General features: G+C 58.4%; 16 protein-coding genes and 1 pseudogene. 11 read left to right on the top strand and 6 right to left on the bottom strand.

The annotated features are described in order from the left end of the window. The 6 genes from AC0V6U_RS01225 (at position 1) to AC0V6U_RS01250 (ending at position 5365) form a co-directional block, all read left to right on the top strand. On the top strand, positions 1-258 hold the full coding sequence (locus AC0V6U_RS01225; protein ID WP_472644415.1) for a hypothetical protein: 258 nt from the start codon (positions 1-3) through the stop codon (positions 256-258). Next, positions 251-1432 (top strand): glycosyltransferase family 4 protein, encoded by a 1182-nt coding sequence (locus tag AC0V6U_RS01230; RefSeq protein WP_472644416.1) that lies wholly within the window; start codon positions 251-253, stop codon positions 1430-1432. The genes AC0V6U_RS01225 and AC0V6U_RS01230 overlap by 8 nt, the downstream gene beginning before the upstream one ends. Then, positions 1429-2286: an FkbM family methyltransferase gene (locus tag AC0V6U_RS01235; RefSeq protein ID WP_472644417.1), complete on the top strand. Its 858-nt coding sequence runs from the start codon at positions 1429-1431 to the stop codon at positions 2284-2286. The genes AC0V6U_RS01230 and AC0V6U_RS01235 overlap by 4 nt, the downstream gene beginning before the upstream one ends. Next, positions 2286-3785: an Asp-tRNA(Asn)/Glu-tRNA(Gln) amidotransferase subunit GatB gene (gatB, locus tag AC0V6U_RS01240; protein WP_472644418.1), complete on the top strand. Its 1500-nt coding sequence runs from the start codon at positions 2286-2288 to the stop codon at positions 3783-3785. Before AC0V6U_RS01235 ends, gatB begins: the two co-directional genes overlap by 1 nt. 111 nt (positions 3786-3896) lie before the next feature. After that, positions 3897-4418, top strand: coding sequence for a hypothetical protein (locus tag AC0V6U_RS01245; RefSeq protein ID WP_472644419.1), 522 nt, complete (start codon positions 3897-3899; stop codon positions 4416-4418). Then, a complete protein-coding gene (locus AC0V6U_RS01250) occupies positions 4415-5365 on the top strand; it encodes a hypothetical protein (protein ID WP_472644420.1) in 951 nt (316 codons plus the stop codon). Before AC0V6U_RS01245 ends, AC0V6U_RS01250 begins: the two co-directional genes overlap by 4 nt. A 73-nt stretch (positions 5366-5438) precedes the next feature. On the opposite strand, the gene AC0V6U_RS01255 is transcribed toward AC0V6U_RS01250, so the two are convergent. The 4 genes and pseudogenes from AC0V6U_RS01255 to AC0V6U_RS01270 all read right to left on the bottom strand — a co-directional run bounded on the left by AC0V6U_RS01255 (position 5439) and on the right by AC0V6U_RS01270 (position 12818). Continuing rightward, positions 5439-6965 carry a peroxidase family protein gene (locus AC0V6U_RS01255; protein ID WP_472644421.1) on the bottom strand — a complete coding sequence of 509 codons (1527 nt, stop codon included), beginning with the start codon at positions 6963-6965 and terminating at the stop codon, positions 5439-5441. A 255-nt stretch (positions 6966-7220) separates the two neighbouring features. Further along, positions 7221-7524: pseudogene (locus tag AC0V6U_RS01260) on the bottom strand (hypothetical protein). Positions 7525-7651: 127 nt separating this feature from the next. Continuing rightward, the gene (locus AC0V6U_RS01265) at positions 7652-10495 is read right to left on the bottom strand and encodes a M16 family metallopeptidase (RefSeq protein WP_472644422.1); all 2844 of its coding nucleotides are present in this window, start codon (positions 10493-10495) and stop codon (positions 7652-7654) included. Between the two features lie 88 nt (positions 10496-10583). After that, positions 10584-12818, bottom strand: a complete 2235-nt coding sequence (locus tag AC0V6U_RS01270; protein WP_472644423.1) for an acylase — start codon at positions 12816-12818, stop codon at positions 10584-10586. A 132-nt stretch (positions 12819-12950) separates the two neighbouring features. Here AC0V6U_RS01270 and AC0V6U_RS01275 point away from each other — a divergent pair, with 132 nt between their 5' ends. Next, a complete protein-coding gene (locus AC0V6U_RS01275) occupies positions 12951-14396 on the top strand; it encodes an ATP-binding protein (RefSeq protein ID WP_472644424.1) in 1446 nt (481 codons plus the stop codon). Positions 14397-14523: 127 nt separating this feature from the next. Beyond that, entirely contained in the window at positions 14524-17103 is a 2580-nt protein-coding gene (clpB, locus tag AC0V6U_RS01280) for an ATP-dependent chaperone ClpB (RefSeq protein ID WP_472644425.1), read from the top strand. Between the two features lie 165 nt (positions 17104-17268). Here clpB and AC0V6U_RS01285 read toward each other — a convergent pair whose 3' ends face one another. Both AC0V6U_RS01285 and AC0V6U_RS01290 read right to left on the bottom strand, forming a co-directional pair. Beyond that, the gene (locus AC0V6U_RS01285; RefSeq protein ID WP_472644426.1) at positions 17269-20331 is read right to left on the bottom strand and encodes a TonB-dependent receptor domain-containing protein; all 3063 of its coding nucleotides are present in this window, start codon (positions 20329-20331) and stop codon (positions 17269-17271) included. Positions 20332-20804: 473 nt separating this feature from the next. Then, complete coding sequence (locus AC0V6U_RS01290) at positions 20805-23810, bottom strand: TonB-dependent receptor domain-containing protein (RefSeq protein ID WP_472644427.1); 3006 nt, start codon at positions 23808-23810, stop codon at positions 20805-20807. A gap of 397 nt (positions 23811-24207) precedes the next feature. On the opposite strand from AC0V6U_RS01290, the gene AC0V6U_RS01295 reads away from it, so the two are divergent. The 3 genes from AC0V6U_RS01295 to AC0V6U_RS01305 all read left to right on the top strand — a co-directional run bounded on the left by AC0V6U_RS01295 (position 24208) and on the right by AC0V6U_RS01305 (position 26977). Continuing rightward, entirely contained in the window at positions 24208-24744 is a 537-nt protein-coding gene (locus tag AC0V6U_RS01295) for a hypothetical protein (RefSeq protein WP_472644428.1), read from the top strand. A 161-nt stretch (positions 24745-24905) separates the two neighbouring features. After that, a complete protein-coding gene (locus tag AC0V6U_RS01300) occupies positions 24906-26078 on the top strand; it encodes an acetyl-CoA C-acetyltransferase (RefSeq protein WP_472644429.1) in 1173 nt (390 codons plus the stop codon). A 113-nt stretch (positions 26079-26191) separates the two neighbouring features. Next, positions 26192-26977: an SDR family NAD(P)-dependent oxidoreductase gene (locus tag AC0V6U_RS01305; RefSeq protein ID WP_472644430.1), complete on the top strand. Its 786-nt coding sequence runs from the start codon at positions 26192-26194 to the stop codon at positions 26975-26977. Positions 26978-26991: the final 14 nt, after the last annotated feature.

Raw genomic sequence — 26991 nt, forward strand, 5'->3', positions numbered from 1 at the left:
ATGACCTTCACCGCCATATTCATCATGGTGTTCTTGGTCGCGTTTGTCCTTCTGGCGGGCCTCGCCATGTATCTGGCGAAGACGATTGATCACGGCGAAGCGCGCTTTGACAGCGAGAGCGGCAAGACTTTGCCCAAGGTCTCGACCTTTGATGAGCCTGCAGGCCGGGTAGACGGGCAGCCGGAGAACCCGACCCCCGCCAAGCGCATTGAACCGGGCGAAAAAGACGCGGGCACTGACACGAGCGGGGATGCCTGAGCCTACGTCTACCCCGGCGCAGCCCGCTGCCACTCCCACACGCTCGCCCAAAGTCGCATTTTTTGCAGGCGGTGATCCGCTCGACATCAAATTGTGGTCCGGTACGCCCTTTTATGCGCTGAGCGCGCTGCGCGAGGTCTGCGATGTCACCTATGTTGAGCGCCGCCCGTTCCCACTTTTCCTCCATCCGCTCGCGCGGCTGATCCTGCGGCTGAGCGGGGGGCGGATCGACATTCGCATGCTGCGCTGGGTGATCCGGCTGGCGAGCGCGCCTGCGCGGCGGCGGCTGCGCCAAAGCGGGGCAGATGTCTATGTCTCCACCGCCTCCTCCGGCCTCGCGGGCATGCTGGGGGAGGACACCCGGCAAGTCCTCATTTCCGACGCGACCAGCGCGGCGCTCACCCGATACTACCCAGAGATGCAGCGCCTATGGCCATCGTTGCGCAGCGGGTTCAGCGCGATGGAGCGCGCCGCGATGGAGCAAGCGCGGTGGCTCACCTATCCCTCCGAATGGGCGGCGGCATCAGCGAGCCAAGATTTTGGAATTGATCCATCCAAGATCGCAGTGCTGCCCTGGGGGCCGAACATGGCCAAGCCGGATGCGCCTCAGGTGCGCACCCTGACGGATGGCCCGCTAAAGTTGCTATTCGTGGGCATTGCGTGGGATCGCAAGGGTGGTGAGATAGCATTGCAAACGGCGCGTCTGCTCTCCGAGCAAGGAGCCGAATGCACGCTCGATATCGTCGGGGTGGAGGACTCTGCCGCGCGCGGGCCTGTGCCAGACAATGTCCGCTTCCACGGGCGGCTCGACAAGGGCAATCCTGAAGAGGCCGCTCAGCTGGAGGCGCTGTTCGCGGGCGCGCATCTGTTTGTCCTGCCGACCCGTGCAGAGGCGCTGGGCATGGTTTTCGCCGAGGCGGCGGCTATGGCTCTGCCTTGCGTTTCCTATGCCACCGGCGGAGTGGAAACGGTGGTGAAGCACGGCGAAACAGGGTTGCTCTTGCCGCCGGATGCGGGCGCGCAGGAGTTCGCCGACACAATCGCCGCGCTCGCCAATGACCCCGCGCGTTATCAGGCGCTGTCGGCGGCGGCTTTGCGTGATAGTGAGGAACGCCTGGATTGGAGCGTTTGGGCAAAAGCGATGAAGCACTTGATTGAGGACGCCGCAGCATGATCCGCAAGCTACTGGCCAAGGCGCGCGGCGCCGCGAGCAGGCGCGGCCTCACCATTCGCCCGATGACCAATGCGCGCACCGGCGGCTATGCCGGGTTCTCGCTCGGTTGGGGCAAGCAAGTGTCAGGTGAGCTGCGCGGCGTCATCACGCCGGTCACCCACGGCGAACACTCCGCGCGCTTCTTCGTCAGCAATGAGCGTGACCTGATCCAGAAAGAGCACGTGCGCGGGCGGTTTTACGAGCCGGAAGAGCTGGCAATCATTGCTCGCTATTTCAGCGGCGGAACTTATGTCGATGTTGGCGCAAATGTCGGCAATCACGCTGTGTTTTCAGGCATAGCCCTTGGCGCGGATCGCATTATCGCGTTTGAGCCCAACCCAGAGGCGCAGGCTTTGCTCGAGGTTAATCTGGCGCTCAATGGGCTCGCCGAAAAGACCACGGTTCACCCCCTTGGCCTATCGGATGAGGACGGCGCGGCGCAGCTCGCCTTTACCACCAACAATCTCGGCGCTGCGCGGATTGACGACGCGGCCAAAGACACAGGCGAGGCGCAACGCATCACTCTGGCACGCGGCGACAATGTGCTGGCAGGTACGCAGGTGGATTTCATCAAGATCGACGCCGAAGGGCACGAACTCGCCGTGCTAACCGGCCTTGCCGAAACCCTCGCGCGCTGCACCCCGCCAATTTTCGCCGAAATCGAGGAAAGCCATCGCGCAAAAGCAATGGCATTGCTAGAGGAGCTCGGCTATCGCAAAGTAGAAGAATTCAGCCGCTATCCCGGCTTGAGCAATCTGGTTTTCTTGCACTCGTCATCGGCAAAGTCGCCCGCTGACGAGCCATCGGAGGATTGATGAGTAACTACCGCATTCAGGGCGCAACGGGCGAATGGGAGGTCGTAATCGGCCTCGAAGTGCACGCGCAGGTGACGAGCAATTCCAAGCTCTTTTCAGGGGCCTCGACCGAGTTTGGCGCAGAGCCGAACACGCAGGTCAGCCTGGTCGATGCGGCCATGCCCGGCATGCTGCCCGTGCCCAATGCCGAATGCATCCGTCAGGCCGTGCGCACCGGCATGGCGATCAAGGCTGAGATCAACAAATGGTCACGCTTTGACCGCAAGAATTACTTCTATGCCGATCTACCGCAAGGCTATCAGATCTCTCAGCTGTACCACCCGATTGTGGGCGAGGGCGAGCTGCTGGTCGAAGCCGATGAGAAGGCGGGCATTCCAGAGGACAAAGTCATCGGGATTGAGCGCATCCACGTGGAGCAAGACGCGGGCAAGCTGATGCATGATCAGCACCCGACTATGTCCTATGTTGACCTCAACCGTAGCGGCGTTGCCCTGATGGAAATCGTCTCCAAGGCGGACATGCGCAGCCCGGCGGAAGCTGGTGCCTATGTCCGCAAATTGCGCAGCATCCTGCGCTATGTCGGCAGCTGTGATGGCAACATGGAGGAAGGCTCCATGCGGGCCGACGTCAATGTCTCTGTGCGCAAGCCCGGCGATCCGCTGGGCACCCGGACCGAGACGAAGAATGTGAACTCCGTCCGCTTTGTCATGCAGGTCATCGAATATGAGGCCAGCCGCCAAGTCGATGTGATCGAAGGCGGCGGCACGGTCGATCAGGAAACCCGCCTATTCGACGTCGCCACCGGCACCACGCGGACCATGCGCAGCAAGGAAGACGCGCACGATTATCGCTACTTCCCCGATCCCGACCTCCTGCCGGTAGAGCTGGAGGATTCCTTCCTCGAAGAATGCCGGGCCAGCCTGCCGGAACTGCCCGATGCCAAACGCACGCGCTACACCGATGAGCTGGGCCTGACGCCGTATAACGCGCGTGAGCTTTCCGCCGAGGTGGAGACATTTGCGCGCTTTGAAACGCTGCTGGGCGCGGTCGCAGGCGCGATTGGCAAGCCAGAGGCAAAGGTCGCCACCCAAGTTGCGAACTGGACGCTATCCGTGGCGCCAGGCGTGATGAAAATGCTGGGCGATGAGGCCAATGCTGAACACGCAACCGCAGAGGCTCAGGCTGCGATCCTGAAGATGCAGGATGCGGGCGAGATCAGCGGCGGTCAGGCGAAAGAGATCTATGAAATCGTTCTGAAAACCGGGCGCGAGCCGACAGAAATTGCCGATACCGAAGGCCTGAAGCAAGTCAGCGATACCGGCGCGATTGAAGCTGCCATCGACGAAATCCTTGCGAATAACGCGGACAAGGTTGAGCAATATAAGGGCGGCAAGGATAAGCTGTTCGGCTTCTTCGTGGGACAAACCATGAAGGCGATGCAGGGCAAAGCCAATCCCGGCGTGGTCAATCAGATTTTGAAGAGCAAATTGGACGAATAGGCAGCCTTTCAAGACCTGCTTACTCAGGGCCTAAAGGTCTAAGTAATGAGCGCTTGCAATACCAACCTTTGCCGCTAGTTTTGCATCCAACATGGGGCAAACGGGGGCGTTATGTTCAAGAATATTCTATACAGCGCGGCTGCGCTGACTTTCGTTTTGCCGGGAGCAGCCCAGGCGCAGGATGCATCTGAAGGTCGGCCTGATGACGGGACAAGTTGGAAGTATTTTTACTTTCACAAAGCCGGTGTGAGCCAAGATCAAGCAAGAGCAGACATTATAGAATGCTATGGCTTTGCAGAGCGGCTGGTAGTCAGCAAGAACGGCTATACGCCGACCTACACATCCGTGCCTTATGGCGGCAGTACCGGGCTTAGCCCGCTGGCTGCCGGTATTGCTGGCGGCGTCGGCAGCTTGGCGGGCGCCATTATTGTTGGCTTCATGGACGCTGGTGATCGCCGTGCGATGGAACGCACAAATTTGCGCAAATGCTTCGGCTTTAAGGGGTATGCGCGCTACGAGCTCAGCAAGGAAGATTATGGCGAATTAAACGCTGGAGAGACTGAGGAGGTGCGTGCCCGCTTGCTAGCCAAAGCGACAGGAACAGCACCAAATGAAGAGAGGTTGGTGCCATGAAAAATTTAGCGCTGGCTTTAGCAGCTAGTCTCGCACTTACCTTGCCCGTGCATGTCGCCGCATCTGATCAAGATGTTCGGCAACTGAAATCGAAAGACATGCCCGACGCTGCATCTGGGAAAGCCTATATTTTGTATGATGTCGTGGAAGGCAAATACGATATCTTTTTCCTGCGGAGTCTGACCGAAGAGGAACTGATTCGATTCGATGCAAATCGCGCCGAGGCTCTTGCAGAAGAGCGCGCACGCTTGCGTAGAAAGCGCGATGGCGCTCCGGGTGTTAGTGATGAAGAATTGCTTCCAGCCGCGGCCTTCGCATTCACCGATCCCGACATTCGCAACTTAGTGCGTTTAGATAGTGGCCGAGTGTTTGAGAAGAATGACGAGGGCCGCACTTATGTTGTTGAGGTGCCACCCGGAGAATATACTGTTTTCGGCGCTGGTATTGATGGTTTCACCGGCGGAACGTGCATGTGCATGGGCTCTGTCCGGTTTGATGCAAACGCCGGAGGGATAACGGATTTAGGGGCAATTTTGGTCGCGCCGGAAGATGGCAAGACAGACATTCCGGAACTGAAACCATTTGAGGCGCCGGAGTATATTCGCCGCAAAGCGCTACCTTACATCATGTCTGTTCGGGCCGCCTCCGATGTCGACACCGTGCCATCAAAGCTCGCTGATTTTCCACTTTTGCGCGCCGAGTATCGCGCTGTGAACCGATTGCCTAACACGCTTGGCATGTTGATCAATCGAATGCCGCCGATTGGGGGTGTGCTTGACTATGATCTCGACCAGGCTGTTGATGTTAAGGAGAAGAAACTCGCCGTTGCGACTGAGGCGGAAGAGCGCGCGCAGCCCGAACAGGGCTTAACGGAAGGTGCAATTGCGCCGGAGGGGGCGCCGCGAAGGTCCGAAGAAGGGCCTGACGCTGCGCCTGCGAGTGAGTAAGCAGCGGCTATTGGCTATTGGACCTCTTGTGTCAGAGTATCCGGCGCTGCTGCTGAAGGGCGGATAGCGAAAGCTACTCCTCCCCGCGTCTCCAGCCTTCGCGGGTCATTCCGACGAAGCGGTCACCTAGGCTTTCGGCATTGCGGATCAGGACATCGCGTAGGGTTGAGGCCGTTTCTATCGCCTCGATGCCTTGCGGGGTGAAGGTGTCACGTTGGACCGCCGGATCGCCCCAGATATGCTCTGACAATAACGGATTGGTGAGCGCCTGTGAGAACGCATCCACGGCCACCATGGTTTGCAGCAGCGATGGCAGCGGGCCGTCTTTGGTGCGCGGCTGAGCGAATAGGCCGGTGTAGAACTCCAGCCGGTCGACGCTGCCATATAGGCTTTCCAACTCGCTCTGCAGCGCGCGGTCTGGGGTGATGTCGGCGAAGCTGCGCGCTGGTGTCTCGCCAAAGGCCGCCTGATAGCGGGTGAAGGGCGCGATATCATTGTGCCGCGCTTGCTTGACCGCGCTTTCCTCCACATCGACTAGGAAAGTCGCGGTGTTGTGCAGGCCAAGCTCGGTCGCTTGATTGGCGCTGATATCGGCAAAGGCGCTTGCGAGCCCGTGTTCAAGTACCGCGGCATTGTTGAGCCTTAGGGCACCGCCGGGCAATGTCTCTCCCGCCCAGACCATCGTCTGCGGGATCAGCGAATGCCAGCGATAGAGCAGGCTGAATTCGGCGCTGATCCAGTTTGGTTTGTTCCATTCCGCCTTCCACGCGGCGGAGGGATCGGCCTTTAGCATCAGCGGGGTCGAGTTGATGTGATTGATATATTCCTCAACCACGATCTTGATGAAGATGACGGTGTTGCAGGCACGCGCGGCGTCAAACACCCGGCCGTCGTTCCAATCGGGATGACTGCTGGCGATCACATCGGCGAGCCGGTTGTGCTCGCGCAGGAAAAGCGTGTTGAGCATGGTCACTTGCGGCGCGGCATTGGCGCGGTCACCGCCGACCGCGAACAGGGTCTCGCGCATTTCCGGCGTGGTGTGATCAATTCCCAGCGGGGTATCGAGCAGCGGCTCACCATCTTCGCCGACAAATTCCGGGTTGAACGTCATTCCGCCGGGCTGGAACAGGCGCAGCGGGTATTCTTCTCCGTTCACGATCTCGGATTTCAATTTGCCGCGCTTGCTCGGCTCTTCGGAGAGGGTGCGCAAGGCGTGGACCTGCAATTGAGTGCGGCCATAGAGCGGGCACAGGTCAATCTCGTGGTTAGAGGTGTTGCGCGCGCGGTCTTCAAAGCTCTCACCCGTGGCGAAATTGTTGGAGATCATCGTGCGGATGAAACCATCGGTGAGATATTGCGCGAAGGCCGGAAACAGGCAGGTGGATTTGGGGCACAGCCGCTGCGCCTCACCACCGGGTACGCGGAAGAGATCGGCGACCCGGGCGCTATCCGGCAGATCGGGAATGGTCGCAGCGGGCAGATGCCGCGCGCTGTAGCTGCGGTCTGTCAGGCCGCGCCAGCTGACATGCTCGCTCAGCGTGCTCCAGGGATGCGGGCGGCTGCGCGTTTTCTTGACCAGCTCAGCCAATTGCAAAGCCATTGATCCAGCGCGCGATCCCCGGCGAAATTTTCGATAGGATCGCTGCGATACGATATGCGAACTTGATAAGCATGAACGCCTGACCTCCCTGCTTGCGGCATCGCCGCCCATGAGCAGGGTGTAGCGCATCACGGGCGGGCAAGATTGTCGATATCCGACAATTTTTGTGCGGCTCCTTCGCAAATCAATCGCCCAAAACAAAAGGGCCGCCGGATTGCTCCGACGACCCCTCGTATTCGCTATGATGCGAGTGGCTTAGGCAGCTTTGGTGCCGGTCACTGGCATTGCGCCGAAAGCGCCTGCGTTGACGTTGCCAGCCAGTGTGTCGCCTTCGATGGTGGCTTCGCACTCAAGCTTCATTGGCATTGGAACAGTCATGTTCATTTCCCAGGTCAGCGTGTTGCCGTCGACCTTGCCGTTTTCGACATCCATCGAACCCATGCCGTCGGCCATGTTGCCGGTGAAAGTGCCGTCGCCATTGTCGACGATGGTGAACGTGCTTGGCTTGGTCGCCCATTGGGCTTTTAACGGTGGTGGTATAGCTACCTGAAAGTGACATAATATTCTCCGTTGGTCTTGACTGAGCGGGGTGCTCAGAAACTCTGGCATCCTCATTTACACGCGTGTCAGTAGTGTTCAACCACTATCGCCAGAGCGGCTTAGTGGCTGAACATAACCTCATGCGATTATTCGGCTGACGGCAGCTCGCGCACCTCAACAGGCATCCCGAGCTGTTCCAGCTGGCTTTGAACGACGCTGGCATCGCCAACCACAACCCAAACGAATTTGTCAGCGCTGATCGCGGCGCGTGCGGCGGCGTCCAGGCTTTCTTTCGTCTGGCCGCGATAGCGTTCTACCAATGTCTCATAGTAATTGTCCGGGCGGCCAAACTGGGCATTGGTCTGCAATGCGCGCAGGACTGCGCCAGAAGTTTCAAACCGGCCGGGCAGCTCGCCGACTTCGGCGGCGACATTGCGAGCAAGCTCTTCGTCGGTCACGCCGCTGGCGGTGAGGAACTCAGTGGTCTCGCGGATCATCTCTGCCACTGAATCGCCGGTGCGATCGGCCTGAACCCCGCCAGAGATCTGATAGACAACCGCGTTCTCACGCGCCTGCGCTCCGCCGCGCACGCCATAGCTCCAACCCTTGGTCTCCCGCAGGTTCATGTTCAGCCGGGCGAGGAAATTGCCGCCGAGAGAATTGTTGGCATTGGTGAAGTCGACATAGGCCGGATCGCTCGCATCGAGCGGGGTCAGTTGAGCCCCCAGGATGAAGCTTTGCGGTGAGTTTGGACGGTTGATCAGGATGATGCGATTGCCCTCGGCCTCGTCAACGTCGCCAAAGTTCTTGGCGCCCTTGGCAGCCGCCGGAGCGGTCCAGTCGCCAAACACGGCGTTGAGCGAGGTGACGATTTCATCCAGTGGACGATCAGAGATGACGAAGACTTCGCCATTGTCCGGGCGGATCCAGCTGTCCTTGAACGCGACCAGATCATCGCGAGTGATCGCGCTAACGCTCTCAACCGTGCTGGTGTTGCCGTATGGATTGTCAGCGCCGAACACTTCCGGGCCAATCGCGCGCACGGCCACGCCTTGCGGCGAGTTCATTTGCTGCTTGATACCGGTGATGGCTTGAGCGCGGACACGCTCCAGCTCGCTCACTTCAAACGCTGGTTCGCGGATGATCTTCGACATCAGGTCGAGCGACGGGGTGAGGTTTGCTGAAAGCGCGGAAAGCTGGAAGGTGGAGCGATCTGCGCTGGTGTTGCTGGAGATGTTGACGCCCAGACGCTCACGCGCCTCTGCGATGTCTTGCGAGGACATTGCCGCTGTGCCTTCGTCAAACAGGCCAAGCGTCAGGCCAGCTAGCCCGTCTTTGCCCGCTGGGTCAGATGACCCACCGGCATTGAAGGACAGAGTGACATAGGTCGCAGGGACCGCGTCACGCTTGGCGTAAGTGACCTGCATGCCATTGGCCAAGGTCGCGCGCTGTACATCGGGGAAATCGAGCTCTGCCACGGTGTCGATCGGCGGCGCTGGGCGCTCAACCGAAACGGTCAAAGTGTCATCAGCGGGTGCTTCTTCTGCTGGAGCCTCGGCAGCTTCTACGGAGGCTGCCTCTTCATAGGTCGCGTCGCGCTCACCCGGCTCTAGCACCAGGGTAAGGGCAGGGCGCGTCATCCAGCGCTGCATCGCTGCCTTAACGTCGGCAGGGGTCAGAGTGGCGAGAACCTCCAGCTGGTTGCGATAGAACGCCGGATCGCTGGCGAGCACTTCGCCGCGGGCGAGCGTCACCGCTTTGCCGCCAAAGCCGCCAACCTGCTCAAGCCCGCGAATGGTGCCAGCCAAAGAGCTGGTTGCTGCGCGGCGGACTTCGTCTTCGTTCGGACCTTCGGCGATATACTCCGCGATCAGCTCATCAAGGCGTGCTTCCAGCGTGGCGAGCTCAACGCCTGGGCGCAGAGTGGCGCTGACGGTGAGGATGCCGACGCGTTGGAAATCGAAATTGCCCGCCGATACGCCGACGGCCAATTGCTCTTCGCGCACCAGGATTTCATCGAGGCGGCTGGAGGACAATCCGCCAAAGACGCTGGCGCCTACGTTGAGCGCGGTCAGCTCGTCAGAGGTGATCCCGGGGACCGCCCAATATTTGCTGACGCTGGTCGCGGCGACCTTGTCCTTCATGACGGTGCGCACGTCTTCTTCCAGCATCGGCACATCGGCTTCGGCTGGATTGTTGACCGGACCGCGTGCGATCGGGCCAAACCATTTCTCGACCATCGGACGCGCTTCGGCGGCGGAGATATCGCCAGCCAGCACCAGGGTCGCATTGTTGGGGCCGTATTTGTCGCGGAACCAATTGCGCACGTCGTCCATGCTGGCCGCATCCAGATCAGCCATCGAGCCGATTACAGAGTGGCTATAGGGATGGCCCTCTGGGAACATCTTGTCGAGAATCTCATAGAACACGAGGCCGCCGGGTTGGTTGTCGCCCTGACGCTTCTCGTTTTGCACCACGCCGCGCTGGTTATCGAGCTTCGCCTGCGTCACCGCGCCGAGCAGATAGCCCATCCGGTCGCTTTCCAGCCAAAGCGCGCGTTCGAGCGCGGGGCGGGGCACGGTTTGGAAATAATTGGTGCGGTCGAAATTGGTCGTGCCGTTGTAATCGGTCGCGCCCATTTCCTGCAGATATTGGAAATAGTCGTTGGGCGCGTTTTCAGAGCCGTTGAACATCAGGTGTTCAAACAGGTGGGCAAAGCCGGTCTGGCCCTTTGGCTCATCCTTGGAGCCGACATTGTACCACACAGCAACGCCAACGACCGGCGCTTTGCGGTCTTCGTGAACGATCACGGTCAGCCCGTTTTCAAGCTCAAATTCCTGAAACGGAATGGCAACTTGGGAAACCAGATCACTGAGATCGCTGGTCGCCTCAGAGGCTGCGGCATGATCATCCGCGAGAGCAGGCGTCGCTGCACTCGCAGCAAGCGCGAGACCGACGGCGGTAAATGTGGTGGTGAAACGCGAAAGCATAATAGTCCCCAAAGAAGCTGTGCTTGAAATTGGCCTGTTGGTTTGGGCCTGATCGTTTTGAATATTCAGCAAATAAGCATGATTGCGCTCAATTGCTAACGGTATATCGCCGCGCGGCGTTGGCGATCACGTCGTCGCGCCAGAAATAAACCGACTTCAACTGGTGATCGACGAACAATTGCATCTGATCGGTGTAATGCGGGCTGTCTGGCCGGGAAATGGCCGCGCCGAACGGTTGGATCGAGCGGGAAAACACCCGCCCGCCATCGACCGGCCACTCAACCCATTGGATAAAGCTGTCGCCGTGGACCAGCGATAAACGGCCGTCCTCATCAACCTGCCAGGTGGTGGAGGCGCGCAATGTGTCGGACCCGCCATCGAGCGGCAGGTCAACATCCCCTTGGCGCAGCCGCAGCAGCTCTGACATGGGCGGGTCGATCCGGCCAAAGTGCTCCATCAGATGCGTGCGCTTCTCCAGCAGGAATTCGCGCGTGTCGGGCGCGTCGTTTTTGTTCTGATATTCCGCCGACATATATTCGCGGATCATCAGCAGGGCGAGCGCGTCGGCCGGGCCTTCGCTGTCGGCGGTGAAGTCCCAGCTGAGCAGCAGATCGCGCGCCTCGGCAAGGTCAGCGTCTCCCGCTGGATCGAGTGCCTCTACGGCATCCCACAAATCCGCGACATAGCCCGCGCGCTCATAGGTCACGTCGTATTTGATCCGCTCCAGGTTTGCTCGGTCGAGAACGTCCGCCTCTGACAAGAGCATCCACGCTCGGCGGGAGCGATTGGTCTGCTTGCGCTCAATGCCGAGCACGGGTGAGAAATCCGCCGGGTCGAGGTCGCTGCCAGCGCCCGCCGCAGTGAAGGGCTCGTTATTAGAATTATACAGCCATCCGCTCTCCGGATTGATCAGCTTAGGCAGCTCTTCATAGCTCACCGCCCCCTCCCAGATCAGATCGCTGCGATTGCCGGGCAGCACGCCGCGCCAATTGGCCTGCACCTCGTCTAGTTCTGGCCGGTCCGGGATCGCCGCATTGTAGACATAGGCGATATTGCCCGCCTTATCGGCATAGATGAAATTGGTGCTGGGAATGTCCATCCGCGCCATTTGCGTCTGCCATTCCTCCAGGCTCGACGCCTTGTTGAGGCGGTAATAGGCATCGAGCTGATCGAGGCTGTCCATCGCGCCATAACGGATCGCGAACGCGCCCTTGTCATTGATGATGACCGGGCCGTGGACGCTGCGATGCACGGTGCGGCGCACGGGCAGGGTGATCGGGCCAAGCTTCACCGGCAGCGTCACGGTCTTGCTTTCCAGATCGCGCCATTCACCGTCGAGCTCGTACCGCGTGCCTCTCTCATCCAAAGTTAGCTCATAGATATCCGTCATATCCGGGCGGTTGACCGTGTTGGTCCAGCCAAGGTGGCGGTTGTGACCGAGGAAGGGGAAGGGCGATCCGGGGAAGTTCGCCCCGGTGAAATGCCAGCCTTCCTCGCTCTCGACTGTCAGCTCGTACCACGCGACCCCGCCGCGCAGCGGCTGGTGCGAATTGGAAATCAGCGTCGTCGGCCCGCCCGATTTTTCCGGCGTTACGGCAAAGGCGTTCGACCCGAGCAATCCCGCATCATCGCCCGCAGCGGGTAAGGGGTGAGGGCGGTAAGAGGCTTGTTCGCTCTCATCCACCGTTTCCCCTGGCGCATCATGGCTTGGAAGGACCGCGCGCGGGAAGCCCGGAATGTCCGGGCCAAACTCGCGGCGCAGCTCATCGCCTGCCACCAGCGGCCCGATCACATTGCTAAGCCCAAAGAAAAACGGCTGGCGCAGGGCAAATCCGGCGGCTACATCTTTGCCGTTCATGGGGAAGAGGTTTGCAAGTTTCAGCTCGTCCGGATTTTCCGCCGCATATTGGTTGAGACCGGTGGCATAGGCATCAAACAGGGCGCGAGTGTCCGCTGGCAGGGCGTCATAATGCCGGTCCGCCGTGCCGCGCGCATCGAGCAGGTGATAGGCAAAGTCGAACTGCGCGCCTTCCTCACCCGCAATCGCGCCGTAGCGCCCGCGCGACATCGCCGCGACATCCTGCAGCGTGAAGAAGTCATCCTCTGCCTGCGCAATCGCCACACCAAAGGCGACATCGGCATCGGTCTTGCCGTAAATCTTGGGCACGCCAAATTTATCGCGAATGATCTCGGCGCTGTATTGCTTCTTTTCCGGAGCATCAGCGGTGTAGGCAAAAAATGGCTCCCACGTCATCAATCCGACCACGACGACCAAAGCCAGTGCGAGCGCGGTAAACCCGGCCCGCGCAATCCATTTACGCATAAACTCTCCTCTGGATGCCTTGCTAGCGCGCAATTCTGCGCCGGTGAAGGGGCATGCCTCGCGAAGGGGATTGGGGATTAGGAGCGCGCTGGCCCTTCCGCTGTGCGGATTCGGCTCGCTACGCAGGTGATTGTGAAAGCTCAGATCACCATCGGCCACGAAGCCTCCGGCACGCCGGTGCAGTTCGATATCGAAGAATTGCTCGCGACCCGCCTGCTGGTTCAGGGCAATTCGGGCAGCGGAAAGTCGCATCTGCTGCGCCGCTTGCTCGAAGAAAGCTCGCAAATGGTGCAGCAGGTCGTGATCGATCCTGAGGGCGACTTTACGTCCCTTGCCGAAGAGTTTGGCCACATCGTGATCGATGCCGCTGCCTATTCTGCAGGCGAAATCGAAGCGCTGGCCCGCCGCATTCGCGAACACCGCGCCAGCGTGGTTCTGGCGTTGGAAGGGCTGGAGGTGGAGCAGCAAATTCGCTGCGCCGCGCAATTCATCGCAGCCTTGTTCGACGCCCCGCGCGAACACTGGTTTCCCGCTTTGGTGGTCGTAGACGAGGCGCAGATGTTTGCGCCCTCGGTCGCGGGCGAGATCGCCGAGGATACACGCCGGATGACCTTGGGCGCGATGACCAATTTGATGTGCCGCGGGCGTAAGCGCGGCCTTGCTGGCGTGGTGGCGACGCAGCGTCTGGCGAAACTGGCCAAGAACGTCGCGGCAGAAGCCTCCAACTTTCTGATGGGGCGCACATTCCTCGATATCGATATGGTGCGCGCCGCCGATCTGCTGGGCATGGAGCGCAGGCAGGCAGAGCGCATTCGCGAGCTGGAGCGCGGCTATTTCCTGGCGCTCGGCCCCGCGATCAGCCGCCGCCCGGTCGCGGTGAAGATCGGCCCGGTGAAATCGGGCAAGAAAGACGATGTTGGCGGATTGATGCCAATGCCCGCGCAGGGCCCCGCGGATATGGAGGCTCTGTTGACGCAGGATCTGGCCGCAGAGGCTGCCAAAGCCAATCCCGCGCCGCCGCCGCCGCCCGCTCCGCCGATTGAAGCGGTTGAGCAGAGTATTGCCCGCAGCGAAGAAGCGCCCGCAGACGCAGCGGACGCTGCGCCGCAAACCGACGTGCAGGAGCGGATCGCAGCGATCATCAAAGAGCTCGCCGGGTCTGAGGACGCTGCGTTTCAATCGGCCAGTTCGCAATACCAATCCTTCCTCGCCCGTTGCCGCCGAGAGCGGATTATCGGCCCGATGCCTGATATGCAGGTGTTCCGCCGCGATTTCGCAATCGCAGGCGCGCGGCTGGATGATCTGAATGAGGCGACCCGTGCGCGTATCCTGCAACTGGCGGGGCAGGTTGAAGAAGACCTGCTGGCCCCTTGGCTGGTCATTGCCAGCGCAGCCCATGCGGGCGAAACTGAGGTGGATGAGGATGCGCTGGCGCGGGCCTATGGCACCAGCTCGCCGGGCCGTATCCGGCGCTTGCTTGATCATCTGGAAAAGCAGGGCGTGATCGTCGTGCGCGAGGATTTTGGCGGGGTGCGCACGATCATGGTGCCCGGTCTTGAGGGCATTTCAGCCTCCTGATTTGCGGCTGGCTGGCACCTGAAGTCGGCTGAAATTTCCGCTGCCCCCTCGCAACAATTGGGGTAACCCCTATATGCGAGTAACACACCTCTTTTGAGGGCAGCCATTTTTGAATGAGGGGTCTTTTATGAATCTCGAAAAATTCACCGACCGGGCCAAGGGCTTTTTGCAAAGCGCGCAGACTGTTGCGATCCGCATGAACCACCAGCGGATTACGCCGCTGCACTTGCTGAAGGCGCTGCTCGAAGACGAAGAAGGCATGGCAGCCGGATTGATCCAGCGCGCCGGCGGCGAGGCTGGCCTGGCGGTCAGCAAGGTCGACGAAGGGCTAGGCAAGATCCCGGTTGTGACCGGCGGCGGCGCTCAGCAGACCCCGGGCCTCGACAACGACACCGTGCGCGTGCTCGACAATGCGGAGCAGATCGCGGAGAAGGCTGGCGATAGCTATGTGACGGTCGAAATGCTGCTGGTTGCGCTGTCACTTGCGCCGGGTGCCACGGGCGAGGCGATGAAGGCGGCGAGCGTGACCCCGCAGAGCCTCAATTCCGCCATCGATCAGCTGCGCGGCGGGCGCAAAGCCGACAGCGCGAATGCAGAAAGCTCCTACGATGCGATGGAGAAATTCGCCCGCGATCTGACGCAGGCGGCGCGCGACGGCAAACTCGATCCGGTGATTGGCCGGGACGAGGAAATTCGCCGGACGATCCAGATCCTGGCGCGGCGGACCAAGAATAATCCCGCCCTGATCGGTGAACCGGGCACGGGTAAGACCGCGATTGCCGAAGGCCTCGCGCTGCGCATTGCCAATGGTGATGTGCCCGACAGTCTGAAGGGCCGCACGCTGATGTCGCTCGACATGGGTTCGCTGATCGCGGGCGCGAAATATCGCGGCGAGTTTGAAGAGCGGCTGAAATCCGTGCTCGACGAGGTGAAGAACGCCGATGGGCAGATCATCCTGTTCATTGACGAGATGCACACTCTGATCGGCGCGGGCGCGAGCGAAGGCAGCATGGATGCCTCCAACCTCCTGAAACCGGCTCTATCGCGCGGCGAGCTGCATTGTATCGGTGCGACCACGCTCGATGAGTATCAGAAATATGTCGAGAAAGACCCCGCGCTGCAGCGGCGTTTCCAGATGGTCTATATCGACGAGCCTAGCGTGGAGGACACGATCAGCATCCTGCGCGGGCTGAAAGAGAAATATGAGCTGCACCACGGCGTGCGGATCACCGATGGCGCGCTGGTTGCCTCGGCGCAGCTGTCGAACCGTTATATCCAAAACCGCTTTCTGCCTGACAAGGCGATCGACCTGATGGATGAGGCCGCGAGCCGGATCCGTATGGAGGTGGAGAGCAAGCCGGAGGAGATCGACGAGCTTGATCGCCGGATCATCCAGCTCAAGATTGAGGAAAGCGCGCTCGAGAAAGAAGGCGATGCGAACTCCAAGGACCGCCTTGTCGCTTTGCGCGAAGAGCTGGCCAATCTGGAGCAGGACTCAGCTGAGCTGACCACGCGCTGGCAGAATGAGCGGGACAAAATCGAGTCCGAAAGCAAGATTAAAGAACAGCTCGATGCAGCGCGCCTGGAACTGGAGCAGGCCCAGCGGGTTGGCGACCTCGCCAAGGCCGGGGAGCTTTCCTATGGCCGCATTCCTGAACTGGAGAAGCAGCTCGAAGCCGCAGAGGAATTGTCCGACGACGCGCTGCTGCGTGAAGAGGTGACCGAAGAGGACATCGCAGGCGTTGTGGCCCGCTGGACCGGCATCCCGATGGAACGGATGATGGAGGGCGAGCGCGATAAGCTGCTGCAGATGGAAGAGATTATCGGCAAGCGCGTGATCGGCCAGTCCGATGCGATCGTCGCTGTCTCCAAGGCCGTGCGCCGCGCGCGTGCTGGCCTGCAAGACCCGGGCCGCCCGCTTGGCTCATTCCTGTTCCTCGGCCCAACCGGCGTCGGTAAGACCGAGCTCACCAAGGCTCTGGCTGAATTCCTGTTCGATGATGACCAAGCGCTGGTCCGCATCGATATGAGCGAATTTATGGAGAAGCATTCCGTCGCCCGGCTGATTGGCGCGCCTCCCGGCTATGTCGGCTATGATGAGGGCGGGGTGCTGACCGAGGCGGTGCGACGCAGGCCCTATCAGGTGGTGCTGTTTGACGAGGTTGAGAAGGCGCACACCGACGTCTTCAACGTGCTGTTGCAAGTGCTCGACGATGGCCGCCTGACCGATGGGCAGGGCCGCGTGGTCGACTTTGCGAACACGCTGATCATCCTCACCTCAAATCTCGGCAGTCAGTTCCTCTCCAACCTCCCCGATGATGGCACGGTCGCTGATGTCGAGAACGAAGTGATGGATGTGGTGCGCGGGCATTTCCGCCCCGAGTTCCTCAACCGCCTCGATGAGATCATCCTGTTCCACCGCCTGGCGATGGAGCACATGGCGCCGATCGTCGCGATCCAGGTGAAACGCGTGCAAAAGCTGCTGAAGGACCGCAAGATCGAGCTCGACCTGACCGAAGCGGCACTGCGCTGGCTGGGCCGGGTGGGCTATGATCCCGTCTATGGCGCACGGCCACTAAAGCGCGCGGTGCAGCGCTATCTGCAGGACCCGCTGGCGGAGAAGTTACTGGAAGGCGGCGTGCCTGATGGCTCCTTGGTAAAGATCGATGAAGGCGACGGTGAGCTGAAGATGGATGTTGAGAGCTAGGGCTTAGCAGTGGGAGCTTGGGCGCGCGGTTTGAAGCCACGAGCTTAAGCGCCCCACTCAATTCCCCTTCTAGGGGGCGCCGTGCTAAAGCTTTAAAATCCACTGACCCACATAGAATAAGGGCCCCGGTTTCCCGGGGCCCTTTCTTTTCGTGCTTGGTTATACCTAGTCGAGGTCGAGGCGGAAGCCTGCGTAGAACGTACGACCAAAGTTATCGAACACACCTGAGCCGCCGCCAGCGCCGGTCAAACCGAGCGGTGGAAGTTCATCAAGCAGGTTGTCGACACCAGCGAAGAATGTTGCCTTCTCTTCGACGTCCCATTCAACCCGGATGTCTTGGTAGAAAACGTCACCGTAGTAGCGTTGACCATTGGCAAGTGGGTTGTTTGGTGGGTTGCCGTTGAACGCGAACTCATCTTCGAATTCCTGGATCAGCTGACGGCCAACATAACGAAGGTCGTAGTTGATTGAGAAATCGCTGAACGCATAATCGACCGAGAAGTTTGCAGCGAAGGTTGGGTCACCAAGCTCGCTTTGAATACGATTTGGCTCAGTTGGGTTGGCAATGTCGAGGAACGCAACGTTGCGCAGCACATAAGTACCAAGCAGACGCAGCGACAGACGATTGTCGTTCTCGAAGGTCGTGCTGTAACGGAAGTCCATATCGATGCCCTCGGTTTCGAGAGCAGCAAAGTTGAACGAGCCGCCAACCAGAACTGGATCAGCGAAGAAGTTCGTCGCTGGATCACGTGGGTTGATCGATGGGCAGAACGCGTTGTTCGGGAAGTTGCCCGGATCAGCGTCGAAGCAGTTATCGAGCACTTGCTGAGCGCCAACAGCAGCGATCACGTTTGTGATGTTGATGTTATAGTAATCGATCGTCATCGCGAAGCCTGGGAAGAACTCAGGCTCATAGACCATGCCAATTGTGTAGCTTTCCGATTCTTCTTCCGCGAGCAGCGGGTTGCCGCCAGTCAGGAATGGAAGCGAAGCCGCACGAGCATCGACGTTCACGAAGTTTGCCCCTGGTGCGATGCCAATAGCGGTACAGTTAGCAACACGGTTTGGACCCGCGGTGTTGATGTTCTGAATGTCGCATGGGTCAGCCAAGAACGCGAAGTTTTGAGACTGCGGCGAGAACAGATCGCTTGGGTTTGGAACCCGGATCGACTTCGAGAAGTTACCGCGGAGGCGGAGGTCTTCGATAGGCGACCAAACTGCGCCAGCGTTCCAAGTGAAGATCTTATCAGCTGCAGTGTTATAATCGGAATAACGTGCAGCAGCTTCGATCGTAAACTCGTTGATGAACGGAATATCCGCCAAGACCGGAATGCGGACTTCGCCGAACACGCTCTTCTCAGTGAATTTTGGTGGATCGAAGGTTGGGATGATGTTCAGGAACGTCGCACCTGATTGGGTCAGATCATCGAAGTCAGAGAATGAGCTCTCTTCACGATATTCTGCACCAACAGAAAATGCGATTGGACCACCTGGCAGCTCAAACAAGCTAGACAGATCGCCGCTGGTGAACGCAGTGATAACGAATTGTTCTGCATTCTCGTCACGAGTAGAGTCGAACGCAACATAGTCGATCGCTGCTTGGCTTGGGCTGCCTGAACCGAAAATGTTCAGTGGAACACAAGCTGCGTCATCGTTTGTGGTGTCCGTATCGGTGTTGATGCGGCATGCGATGTTGCCAGCACCATCGAACACAGCATCAACAGCATTGCTGAAGTTTTGTTCGATGATTTGGTTGCGCGATGTCAGGAACGTATCGAGGCGGCTGTAAGAAGCAGCAATCTCATAGTACCAGTCATCATTGTAATCGCCGCGTACACCGCCAGCGATACGGTACATTTCACGCTCGTTGATCTCCGAACGACCACCGAGGTCGACGTTGAAGCGTGAATAGAAGAACCCGGTGCCGCCGGTGAAGCCTGGCTGCAGGGTGTTTTGAATGAAGTCAGCATCTGCTGGGTTCAGGAACGCGTTGTCGAAAGTGATAACTTCATCGAAGAAGCGGAAGGTCGGCTGACCTTCTTGAAGAGCTTCCAGCGACTGGTATTTCGCTTCGAGAAACACTTCGAACGCAGGTGAGAACTCGTAGCGAGCCAGGGCGTTCACCGTGTAGCGATCGAGGCCTGGTGCAAGCTGACCAGTGTTGCGCAGAGTGGAGCCAACGCCGCCAAGGGTGTTGTTGCTGCCAGCCCGGCGGAAGTCGAGGTCAGGTTGGTTGCGAACCAGACGCCCAGCTGAGTTGAAGACATAAAGTGCTTCTTCACGCGCACCAGCTGGGTTGAAGACGTCACCGTTGCGGTCTGTCGCACAGGTGGCTGCTTCGAGGGCCGGAGTGGTCGTATTACAGCTCAATCCGAGAATGTTTGTACCATCCGAGATGTTGCCGTTGCGAACACCGCCATTGAAGAAGGTGAAGGTGTTTGGACCTACGCCGACAGATGTGCGGTTAAACTGACGACGGCCATTGAAGGCGCCCGTTTGGAAATCGCGCTGAGTGTTAAACAGTGCGTCGGCACGTGCGTATTCGCCGGAAACGGCGATGTTACCGCGACCGTCAGCGAAGTTAGTACCTGCCGTGACAGCGATAAATTGCTGATCGCGGTCACCGCGGCCCGTGATCGAGCTTTGACCGGTGACGGAGATACCTTCGTAGTCTTCACGGAGGATGAAGTTTACAACACCAGCAACAGCTTCCGAACCATAGATGGCTGAGTTACCGCCGGTAACCACATCCACGCGCTCGAGCAGTTCGAACGGGATGGTGTTAACGTCGATGCGGAAGTCGCCTGGAAGCGCACCAACTTGGCGGCGGCCGTTGATCAAAACCAGGGTCCGGTTCGTGCCAAGACCACGAAGGTCAAGCAGGTTCAGGCCAGATGTACCGATGAAACGGTTTGAGTTGGCTTGTGAGAATGTCGAACGAAGCGAAGGCAGATCGTTCAGAGCATCGCCCAAGCTGATATCCGCACCGTCGATGATTTCATCTGCAGAAACGGAAGTAACCGGAACGGTCGAGTCCAGGTTGGGGCGAGCAATACGCGAACCGGATACGATAATCGTACCAGATGGCTCTTCAGCTGATTCGGCGACGTCTTCTGCGGTTTCAGTGTCCTGAACCTCAGCGTCCTGTGCCAGTCCCGGCACCGATGCGAGCGCGAGCCCGACGGCGAGGGAGCTGGCGCTAAGCCGGAGTTGTGTCGAAATTTTCATTTGGTTTCATACCCCTATGATTGGTCCAAATCTTTTGTGAATGCGAAGATTTGCATCCGTTAAGAAGGCCAGGAGCGCCTAGGCATTATGTGCCTTGGCGTTCAGGTCTTCCTATTCGATAAGGCACTAGCCGACCGAAAAAATGGCGCTGCAACGCCAAAAATCCATGCAAGCTATTCCTGCAGGCAGTAAAGACCGCTCCGGGGACGAATGTGAAGTCTTACATGACGCGCTTTGAAAATGAACGCGAGGTGTATCAGATTTGCAACATGTGCTCCGGACCATTCGTTAGTGATCGCAATGCGCAATTATCTTGCAGCAGGCCTCGCCGAAAATAAGTGTATCGTGGTAGTGTCCGCGACAGCCTATTCTGCCAATCGATCTGCCGGATGACGCTCCTCACAGGCTCCAAGTAGAAACAAAAAAGCCGCGGACCGAAGTCCGCGGCTTTCTCTTTTAGGCTATCGCCAGGATCAGAACTTGAAGTTGATCCCTGCGAAGAACTGACGACCAGTGTCATAGATGGTCGGGAACGTGTTGCCGTTACCGAGCGGTGGACCTGAAGAGGCCGACACAGGTGGTTGTTCGTTGGTGAAGTTGAGTACACCGCCGCGCAGTGAGACCACATCGTTCACGTCATAGAAGAACGAGAAGTCGAGGTAGTTCACCGCTGGCAGATTGTCATCGACCACTGGGTTTGCTTCGACCACCTCGTTAGTGGTGCCGCTGAAGTGGCGCCAAGCGAGGTTCAAATTGACACCTGCAAGCGTTTGCAGATCAACAACCAAACGGTGACGATACTCAGGCGTAATCGGCGCTGGACAACCGTTGTTCAGGGTGCCTGAGCACTCGATGATGGTGCCTGGAAGTGGTTCCAGGTCATATGCATCAAGAATGGTGCCAACGTAATTGATGCCAACGCTACCGATGCTGTCGATATCCAGCGAGTAGCTCGCTTGGATGTCAAAGCCCGATGTGCTGAGTTCAGCAATGTTACGGTTGATTTGGTTGAAGCCTTCACCCGGAATACCAGATGATGCCAAGGTCCCTCCTGCACCGCGATTAATAAGGGTACATGCAGCAGGGTTACCAGTTTCGAGGCAGTTATCGAGAATGATCTGGGCTGGAATTGCGAAGATCGTGTCCTCAACAGTGACGTCGAAATAGTCAACTGACAGAAGCAGGCCTGGTACAAAGCTTGGTTCAAACACGACACCAAAGGTGACTGTGTCTGAGCTCTCTGGAGTGAGAGTTGGTTCACCACCCGTAATCGACTGGGTTTGACCAGAGATCACATCGAGGATGGTGCCAAACTGAGCTGCAGTTACGCCAGTATTAGCACACTGCTCGAATGTTGCGATCGGAGCATCCGATGCACAAGGGTCAAACAATGAGTCCCCGTTAGCATTGACACCTGCTGAGTTGAGGTTCGGAAGACCTGTGTTCACTGCAGAGAACAATTCGATCACGTTTGGTGCACGCACCGAACGCTGGAACTGTGCACGCAGCTTAAGGTCAGAAACCGGCACCCAAACGCCTTCGATACCGAAGGTGTCAGTAGAAACCGAGCTTGACGTGCCGTTACCGCTGTTGGTGTAATCAGAATAACGATACGAACCTTCCAGGGTAAGTTCCTCGAAGAACGGACGGTCAGTTACCAATGGAACCTGCACCTCGGTGAAGATCTCATAGACTTGCACAGAACCATCAACCGGGAAGTTGGCGCCGCCAACACCGGTGAAACCACCGCCTGGAACCTGACTGATTTCATCAGGGATCGAGGTCAATGTGTCTTCACGATACTCAACACCGAGCAAGAAGCCGATGCCGTTATCGCTGAACGGTGAACTGAAGCCGTACTCGCCAAGGTCAGCCTGGACGAAACCACCAGCTACAAGCTGAGTTGTTTCACCAAGAACAATGCCAACGCCCTGAAGGAAGTCGGTTTGCTCTTGCGTGATGGCAGTGGTGCCATCAGCGTTACGCTGGAATGGGTTGTAAGGAACACAGCCACCTGATGGGTCGCGGCAAACAACATTGCCGGTGCCATCATCGACGGCGAAGAACGCCTGCTGCAGGTTCGCAACGATAAAGTCGTTTGACGAAACAGAAACGTCACTTGTTTCAGCGTACTGACCAAACACTTCGTAAGACCAGATGTTGTCGCCGAAATCACCGCGCAGGCCAGCGACCATGCGGAAGGTGGTGTTTTCAAGCCGTGAGTTACGCGGACCGCCTTCTACGTTACGGTGAGACGCTGTGATACCAGATACGTCAGTACCAGCCGCGATAGCAGCTGCGTCACAACCGAAGATGTCAGTCAGCTGCTGACCCGGTGTGTTCTGAATGAACGGGTTGTCACAGTTGATCGAGTAAGCGCCGATACCGAAAGATGCGGTTTGGGCGATCTGAGCGTCAGATACGTTATCTACGTAAGAGAGGTCAGCGAAGAACTCGAGATTGTCGCTGATCTCATAGTTACCCTTGGCGTAGATTGTAAAACGCTCTGAAGGACGCTGGAAGAAGTTGAACTCACCAAAGTTGAAGCGCTGATCAGGTGAACCTGCGAAGTCAACGATTGTGCCGTCTGCTTCTTGGAAGGTAAAGCCACCAGGGCCGCCGAAGAGGCGGAAGTTAGCCGATCCAAAACAACCGACGCCTTCAAAGCTAACAGCTGGGTTTGAGCTGGTGTCGAGGGTACAAGCCGAGAAATCACGGTTTGACTGGATGACCTGCTCGCGGCGCTCATAGTTGGCATAAATGGTCACGTTACCGCGGCCATCAGCGGTGTTGGTGCCGAGGATACCAGTGATCGAATATTCTGCACCATCCGTTACCGGACCAGGTGTCGAACCACCGAACGACTGAAGAACGTTTGAGAAAAACTCAGAACCGTTACCAGTTTGCTGGAAACCGCCTTGAACGTCGATTTCAACGCCTTCGAAATCCTTCTTGAGGATGAAGTTAGCAACACCGCCAACAGCGTCCGAACCGTAAACGGCCGAGCTACCACCGGTAAGCACGTCAACGCGCTCAATCAACTGGGTTGGGATGACGTCGAGGTTAGCAGACGAAATCGCAGACGAACCGTATGGCAGGCGGCGACCGTCGATCAGGACGAGCGTACGCTGCGAACCGAGACCACGAAGGTTCAGTGTCGCGGTACCAGATGCGCCGTTTGAAACTTCACCAGCTTGACCAGCGAAAACCTGAGGCAATTGGTTTACAAAGTCCTCGATCCGGACTGTACCTTGACCCTGGATTTGTTCCGCTGTGACGGAAACAACCGGGTTGGCGCCTTCCAGGTTCGGGTTAACGTTCAAGCGCGAACCAGTAACGAGGATTTGGTTTTCCTCTTCGGCTACTGCGTCTCCATCGCTACTGACGTCGGCGTCTTGCGCAAAGGCCGGAGCCGATGCGAGTGCCAAGCCTACTGCGAAAGAGCCCGCGCTCAGTCGGAGTTGATTGGAAATCTTCATATGGTTTCATACCCTTATGATAATACCTGCCAAAAACTGGCCTGCATATGTCAAGATGCGATCCCGGATGCCGACCTTAGTGTCAGCGTCAAAACCGCATCCAATTTAACGGCAAAAGCGCAATAGAAACATCATGAGCTGTGCTCAAAAGTCTCAGACCCGCCAATCCCTAGGCTCGGCCTAAGAGCCTTTGAACGCCTATGGGAAGCGTCAGAGTTGGCTTTCGTGAAATTGAAATCCCGGTGTAGCAGCTTTGCAACACCGGTTTGATCGCACTGTTAACCACTAAAATCAGCCGTTTAACGGGGGTTTTGCGGCGTTCCTTATCAGCTGGGTAACACTTAGCTGTTTGCCTTTTGGAGCTGCTGTGACAATTGTGATGCTGAAAGGAAGCTCAATGCGCACCCACTTTATCTTCTTGGCCTTCGGGGCGGCAATGCTCGCCGGAACCTCTGCTCAGGCGCAGGAGGATCCCGAGGCTGGCGTAGATACGCCAGCTGTTATCGATCAGATGTTTCAGTGCCGCGAGGTGGAAGACCCTGAGGCGCGCTTGGCATGTTTTGATCGCGAGGTTGGCCGCGTCTACGAGGCTCAGGCATCGCGCGAACTGGTAATCGCCGATCGGGAGCAGGTCGAGCAGGCCAAACGCGGCCTGTTCGGTCTTAGGCTTCCAAAGATCGGATTGTTCAGCGGCGATGACGACAAAGAGCGCGTGAACGAGATCACAGCGACCTTGGCGAGCGCGCAGAAGCGAAGCAACGGGATGTATATCTTCGAGCTCGAAGATGGCGCGCGCTGGCTGCAGACCGAATCTATATCCGGGTTTCAGCGCTACAAGGCTGGCGACACAATTGTGATCAAACAGGCTGCACTTGGAAGCTTCAAGGCCAAAGTGAATGGCAAGCGCGCGATGCGAGTGCGGCGTCTCAACTGACGTATTGGGAGCACCATTCGCGGCATCGGCTATTAGTGCAACAGCCCGTTCCAGAATCCCAGTTGACGTTTACGTAAGCGGACCTTACCTCCTTGGCTACAAGTTGGAGCAGGCCTGCGAACTAGGCCGCCCGTACATCGCCCTGAGAGGACATTGCCGTTATGACCACCGCTTATATCGTTGACGCCGTTCGCACAGCTGGAGGGCGCCGAGGCGGGAGGCTTGCTGGCATTCATCCGGTCGATTTGCTGGCACATTCGCTTGATGCGATTGTTGAGCGCAGCGGTATTGATCCCACGGCTATTGATGATGTTGTAAGCGGCTGTGTCAGCCAAGCGGGTGAGCAAGCTGGGCAGGTTGGCCGGATGGCTGTGCTTGCGTCAAAGCTGCTCCCGCAATCCACGCCAGCCGTATCGATTGACCGCCAATGCGGATCGTCCCAGCAAGCGATCCAGTTTGCAGCGCAAGCCGTGATGAGTGGGACGCAGGATGTTGTCATCGCCAGCGGCGTTGAAAGCATGACCCGCGTGCCGATGGGTTCGAACATGACGCTGCATATGAAGGAAGGTCTGGGCAATTACATGTCGCCCGGCGTGCAAGAGAAGTATCCGAACGTGCAGTTCAGCCAGTTCATGGGTGCAGAGATGATCGCGCAGAAGCATGACTTCTCGAAGGATCAGATCGACGCCTTTGCGCTCGAGAGCCACAAGCGCGCGATTGCCGCGACCGAGGCGGGCGCGTTTAAAGACGAGATCGTGCCGATTGCGATCGAAACGCCGGAAGGCGATGCGATGCACACGGTGGATGAGGGCATCCGCTTTGACGCGACGCTTGAAGGGATTGCGGGCGTCAAACTGCTCGCGCCCGAGGGGCGGATCACCGCTGCCTCTGCCAGCCAGATTTGCGATGGATCCTCTGCGGTTCTGGTGGTGAGTGAAGAGGCGCTTAAACGCCACAACCTCACGCCGATGGCGCGCATTCACAATCTGACCGTGACTGCGGGCGATCCGGTGATCATGCTGGAAGAGCCGCTGTTTGCGACCGACCGCGCGCTGGACCGCGCTGGTTTGAAGATTGACGATATTGATCTTTACGAGGTCAACGAGGCTTTCGCGCCTGTGCCGATGGCATGGCTGAAGCATACGGGCGCTGATCCAGAAAAGCTAAATGTGCATGGCGGCGCGATTGCGTTGGGCCATCCGCTCGGCGCGTCAGGCACAAAATTGATGGCAACGCTCGTCCATGGGCTGAAACGTCATGGCAAGAAATATGGCCTGCAAACGATGTGCGAAGGCGGCGGCATCGCCAATGTCACCATCGTTGAGAGCGTGTAGGCCACACCCGTCACCCCAGCAAAAGCTGGGGTCTTAGGCCGCAAGGTCAGCCCATTCCCGAATTAGATCCCAGCTTTCGCTGGGATGACGTTTGAATTGAGAGGAAAATCTACATGGAAGTATCAGCCAACACCCCAGCCGTCGTCACCGGCGGCGCATCTGGCCTCGGCGCGGCAACGGCGCGCGCGCTCGCGGCCAAGGGCGCCAAAGTCGCGATCTTCGACATGAACGAAGAGAAGGGCGAGGCCATGGCGGCCGAGATCGGCGGCGTGTTCTGCAAGGTCAATGTGACCAGCGACGAAGACGTCGATGCAGGCTTTGCCAAGGCCCGCGAAGCCCACGGCCAAGAGCGGATCCTCGTGAATTGCGCTGGCATCGGCAATGCGATCAAAACCGCCAGCCGTGACAAGCAAACTGGCGAGATCAAGCACTTTCCCGTCTCAGCCTTCGACTTTGTCATTCAGGTCAACCTGATCGGCACATTTCGCTGCATCGCCAAATCGGCGGCCGGCATGATGTCGCTCGACCCGATCAACGAAGACGGCGCGCGCGGCGCAATGGTCAACACCGCTTCCGTTGCTGCTGAAGACGGTCAAATCGGCCAAGCAGCTTACTCTGCATCAAAGGGCGGCGTGGTCGGCATGACCTTGCCAATCGCTCGCGACTTGATGCGCGAAGGCATCCGGGTGAACACCATTCTGCCGGGCATCTTTGAAACCCCGCTGATGAATGCTGCCCCGCCGCAAGTGAAGGAAGCGCTCGCTGCGTCTGTGCCATTCCCGAAGCGTCTGGGTATGCCAGAGGAATATGCGAAGCTCGCCATGACCATGATCGAAACCGGCTATTTCAACGGTGAAGACGTGCGCCTCGACGGCGGCATCCGCATGGCACCGCGTTGATCTGATCCATCCCA

Source organism: Erythrobacter sp. W36, assembly GCF_057364935.1.

What these genes read in the sequence shown, in the direction of transcription:
- AC0V6U_RS01225 (WP_472644415.1), top strand. Translation starts at nt 1, where the DNA reads ATGACCTTCACCGCCATATTCATCATGGTGTTCTTGGTCGCGTTTGTC.
- AC0V6U_RS01230 (WP_472644416.1), top strand. Translation starts at nt 251, where the DNA reads ATGCCTGAGCCTACGTCTACCCCGGCGCAGCCCGCTGCCACTCCCACA.
- AC0V6U_RS01235 (WP_472644417.1), top strand. Translation starts at nt 1,429, where the DNA reads ATGATCCGCAAGCTACTGGCCAAGGCGCGCGGCGCCGCGAGCAGGCGC.
- gatB (WP_472644418.1), top strand. Translation starts at nt 2,286, where the DNA reads ATGAGTAACTACCGCATTCAGGGCGCAACGGGCGAATGGGAGGTCGTA.
- AC0V6U_RS01245 (WP_472644419.1), top strand. Translation starts at nt 3,897, where the DNA reads ATGTTCAAGAATATTCTATACAGCGCGGCTGCGCTGACTTTCGTTTTG.
- AC0V6U_RS01250 (WP_472644420.1), top strand. Translation starts at nt 4,415, where the DNA reads ATGAAAAATTTAGCGCTGGCTTTAGCAGCTAGTCTCGCACTTACCTTG.
- AC0V6U_RS01255 (WP_472644421.1), bottom strand. Translation starts at nt 6,965, where the DNA reads ATGGCTTTGCAATTGGCTGAGCTGGTCAAGAAAACGCGCAGCCGCCCG.
- AC0V6U_RS01265 (WP_472644422.1), bottom strand. Translation starts at nt 10,495, where the DNA reads ATGCTTTCGCGTTTCACCACCACATTTACCGCCGTCGGTCTCGCGCTT.
- AC0V6U_RS01270 (WP_472644423.1), bottom strand. Translation starts at nt 12,818, where the DNA reads ATGCGTAAATGGATTGCGCGGGCCGGGTTTACCGCGCTCGCACTGGCT.
- clpB (WP_472644425.1), top strand. Translation starts at nt 14,524, where the DNA reads ATGAATCTCGAAAAATTCACCGACCGGGCCAAGGGCTTTTTGCAAAGC.
- AC0V6U_RS01285 (WP_472644426.1), bottom strand. Translation starts at nt 20,331, where the DNA reads ATGAAAATTTCGACACAACTCCGGCTTAGCGCCAGCTCCCTCGCCGTC.
- AC0V6U_RS01290 (WP_472644427.1), bottom strand. Translation starts at nt 23,810, where the DNA reads ATGAAGATTTCCAATCAACTCCGACTGAGCGCGGGCTCTTTCGCAGTA.
- AC0V6U_RS01295 (WP_472644428.1), top strand. Translation starts at nt 24,208, where the DNA reads ATGCGCACCCACTTTATCTTCTTGGCCTTCGGGGCGGCAATGCTCGCC.
- AC0V6U_RS01300 (WP_472644429.1), top strand. Translation starts at nt 24,906, where the DNA reads ATGACCACCGCTTATATCGTTGACGCCGTTCGCACAGCTGGAGGGCGC.
- AC0V6U_RS01305 (WP_472644430.1), top strand. Translation starts at nt 26,192, where the DNA reads ATGGAAGTATCAGCCAACACCCCAGCCGTCGTCACCGGCGGCGCATCT.